The sequence below is a fragment of the Mesorhizobium sp. M4A.F.Ca.ET.020.02.1.1 genome, from assembly GCF_004022645.1.
Lineage (GTDB): Bacteria > Pseudomonadota > Alphaproteobacteria > Rhizobiales > Rhizobiaceae > Mesorhizobium.
This window is the reverse complement of sequence record NZ_RZOI01000785.1, coordinates 1-2,672: the sequence shown is the minus strand read 5'-3', so window position 1 is coordinate 2,672 and position 2,672 is coordinate 1. Positions and strand designations below refer to the sequence as shown.

Genomic DNA, 2,672 nt, shown 5'->3' with positions numbered 1-2,672 from the left:
GCGCGGTGAGATCCGGCCCGAGCCGTTCGCTGGTGCCGGGATCGTCGGGAAACAGGTTTTCCAGCGAGGAGTCGAGCTTGTCCGAGATCGCTTCGGCGCTCCATTCCGTCTCGGCTTCGAACCAATCGCCGTCGGCGGCGGACTCCGGCGCGGCATCGCTCTTCTGCGCCTGGTCGCTAGCCGCGTCGTCCTGCGGCTCGGCGCGCTCCAGCAGCGGGTTGCGCTCGATCTCGTCTTCGATGAAGCGTTCAAGCTCGACATGGGTGAGTTGCAGCAGCCGGATCGACTGCATCAGTTGCGGCGTCATCACCAGCGACTGGGACTGCCGTAGCTGTAGTTTCGCCGCCAGCGCCATGGTTGGTTATCAAACGCCTCGTCTACGCACAGGACCTGCCGGAACAGATTTTCCGACCGAACCAACAAAGTGGCCCAGCTTTTGCTTGTCAAGCGAAACGGTAGCAAAACTCGCTTACCGGAGCGTTATCTCAGGCAAAAATCGGACAGGAATCCCGAAATCACCGAAAAATTGCGCCGAACCCTGGATTTCTTGTTTAGAGGGTAAAACCCTCGCCGAGATAGAGGCGCCGCACATCAGCATTGGCGACAATCTCGTCGGCGCGGCCATGTGTGAGCACCTGGCCGGCGTGGATAATATAGGCGCGGTCGATGAGACCTAGCGTCTCGCGCACATTGTGATCGGTGATCAGCACGCCGATGCCGCGCGCCGTGAGATGCCGCACCAATTGCTGGATGTCGGCCACCGCGATCGGATCGATGCCGGCGAAAGGCTCGTCGAGCAGCATGTAGGCCGGGCGCGTGGCGAGCGCGCGCGCGATCTCCAGGCGCCGCCTTTCGCCGCCGGACAGCGACAGCGAGGGCGCCTTGCGCAGATGGCTGATGTGGAATTCCTCGAGCAGTTCGTCGAGGCTGCGCTCGCGCGCCTTGCGGCTCTTTTCGACCACTTCGAGCACGGCGCGGATGTTCTGCTCGACGCTGAGACCGCGAAAGATCGAGGCCTCCTGCGGCAGGTAGCCGATGCCGAGCCGGGCGCGGCGGTACATCGGCATCGAGGTGACATCGAAGCCATCGATCTCGATCGTGCCTTCGTCCACCGGCACCAGTCCGGTGACCATATAGAAACAGGTCGTCTTGCCGGCGCCGTTGGGGCCGAGCAGCCCGACTGCCTCGCCGGCGCGCACGCCAAGCGTCACGCCGCTGACAACCTTGCGGCCCTTGTAGCTCTTGGTCAGGCCCTTGGCGATCAAGGTGCCCTTGAACTTCGCGGAATCGACGGAAACCGTCGCCGGCGCCGCTGGTTTGCCGGCGGCCCGCCCCGGAAGGCGAGCCAGCAGCGACGGTACGCCGGCCATTATTGCTTCGGCGCTCCAGACTTCGGCGGCGGCGTCATCGACATGATGACGCGCCCGCCACAGCCGTCGACCTGGGCGAGGCCGCTCTTCATCTGAACGGTGAGCTTGCAGCCCTTGAGCACATTGGGGCCCTGCGACAGCACCACTTCCTTGCCGGAAAGCACGAGCACCTGCGTCTTCATGTCGAAAGTGCCGTTGTCGCCGGTGGCGATCTGGTCGTTCGATTTGATGTAGACCTTGTTGTCGACAACCAGGTGATCGATGTTGGCCGAGCCGGTCATCGCCGATGCGCCGGCCGCCGCGCCCTTGGCGGCATTGGGATCCTTGACATAGTAGACCGTCATCTTGCCGGCCTTGAGCGTGGTCGGGCCTTGCGTCACGGTGACGTTGCCGCTGAACACGGCGACGCTGTCCGCCTGGCGGACCTCCAGCTTGTCGCTCTCGATCTGGATCGGCTGGTCGCCGGAAAGTTTGAGGCCTGAGACCTGGCTGCTCGCGCCGGACTGGGCGAGCGACGGCGCCACGCCAAGCAACAACAGCACCGAGGCCGCGCCCAAAAGCCCTGCCAAACTACTGCGACGCATTCGATTCTCCGCTCTGTTGCTCTGCCGCCCTCAAGCTGGCGGGATCGATGTTGACGCGCACCTTGTTCTCGAAAACCAGAACCTTGCCGTTGTCCTGGACCGCCATCGAATCCGCCGTGATCCGCGAGCCGCCACGGCTGACATCGACCGGATCATCCGTCTTCATAGTGCCTTTGCCCATGTCGAGGAAGACTGATTTGAGCTTGGCTTCGATGCCGTCGGTCGTCGTCACCATTATGTCGCTGGTCAGGCTCATTGTGTTGCCGTCGCGGTCGTAGACGCCGCGCGTGGCGTTGACGGTCGCCACATTGTCGGACGTCAACGGCAATTTGGCATTGATCCCTTCCAGATCGATGATGCCTTGCTTGCCGACGTCCTGAATGGCGCGCAGCGCCGTCAGCGAATAGGGCAGCTTCTGCTTGGTGAAACCGTTGAGCTTGGGGTTGGCCATCACCAGCTTGCCGTCGGCAAAGGCGCTGCCTTCGGCCTGCACCGAAATCGACACCGGGGCCGCAAGATAGGAGTAGACGGGAAAGGCAATGGCGATGACGGCCGCAAGCAGCGGCACCGCGAATTTGAGCACGCGCACGCGGCGCGAATGCCGCTGCGCGAGGTCGAACGCATCACCCCGCGTACCGGCTGGCGCTGCTGGCGCCAAAGCCGTCTCGGCATTGGTCGTTTCGTTCGATCGCGCTAGCATGACTAAATTCTAATAAAC

3 protein-coding genes and 1 pseudogene are annotated in these 2,672 nt (G+C 62.9%); all 4 read right to left on the bottom strand.

From position 1 onward, the window contains the following. A pseudogene (locus EN742_RS31070) lies at positions 1 to 355 on the bottom strand (RNA polymerase sigma-54 factor); the annotation flags it as partial. A 196-nt stretch (positions 356 to 551) separates the two neighbouring features. Next, positions 552 to 1,370 carry an LPS export ABC transporter ATP-binding protein gene (lptB, locus tag EN742_RS31065; protein WP_127406420.1) on the bottom strand — a complete coding sequence of 273 codons (819 nt, stop codon included), beginning with the start codon at positions 1,368 to 1,370 and terminating at the stop codon, positions 552 to 554. Then, positions 1,370 to 1,954: an LptA/OstA family protein gene (locus EN742_RS31060; protein ID WP_126058300.1), complete on the bottom strand. Its 585-nt coding sequence runs from the start codon at positions 1,952 to 1,954 to the stop codon at positions 1,370 to 1,372. Before EN742_RS31060 ends, lptB begins: the two co-directional genes overlap by 1 nt. Continuing rightward, the gene (gene lptC / locus EN742_RS31055; protein ID WP_126058299.1) at positions 1,941 to 2,654 is read right to left on the bottom strand and encodes an LPS export ABC transporter periplasmic protein LptC; all 714 of its coding nucleotides are present in this window, start codon (positions 2,652 to 2,654) and stop codon (positions 1,941 to 1,943) included. Before lptC ends, EN742_RS31060 begins: the two co-directional genes overlap by 14 nt. Positions 2,655 to 2,672 lie beyond the last annotated feature (18 nt).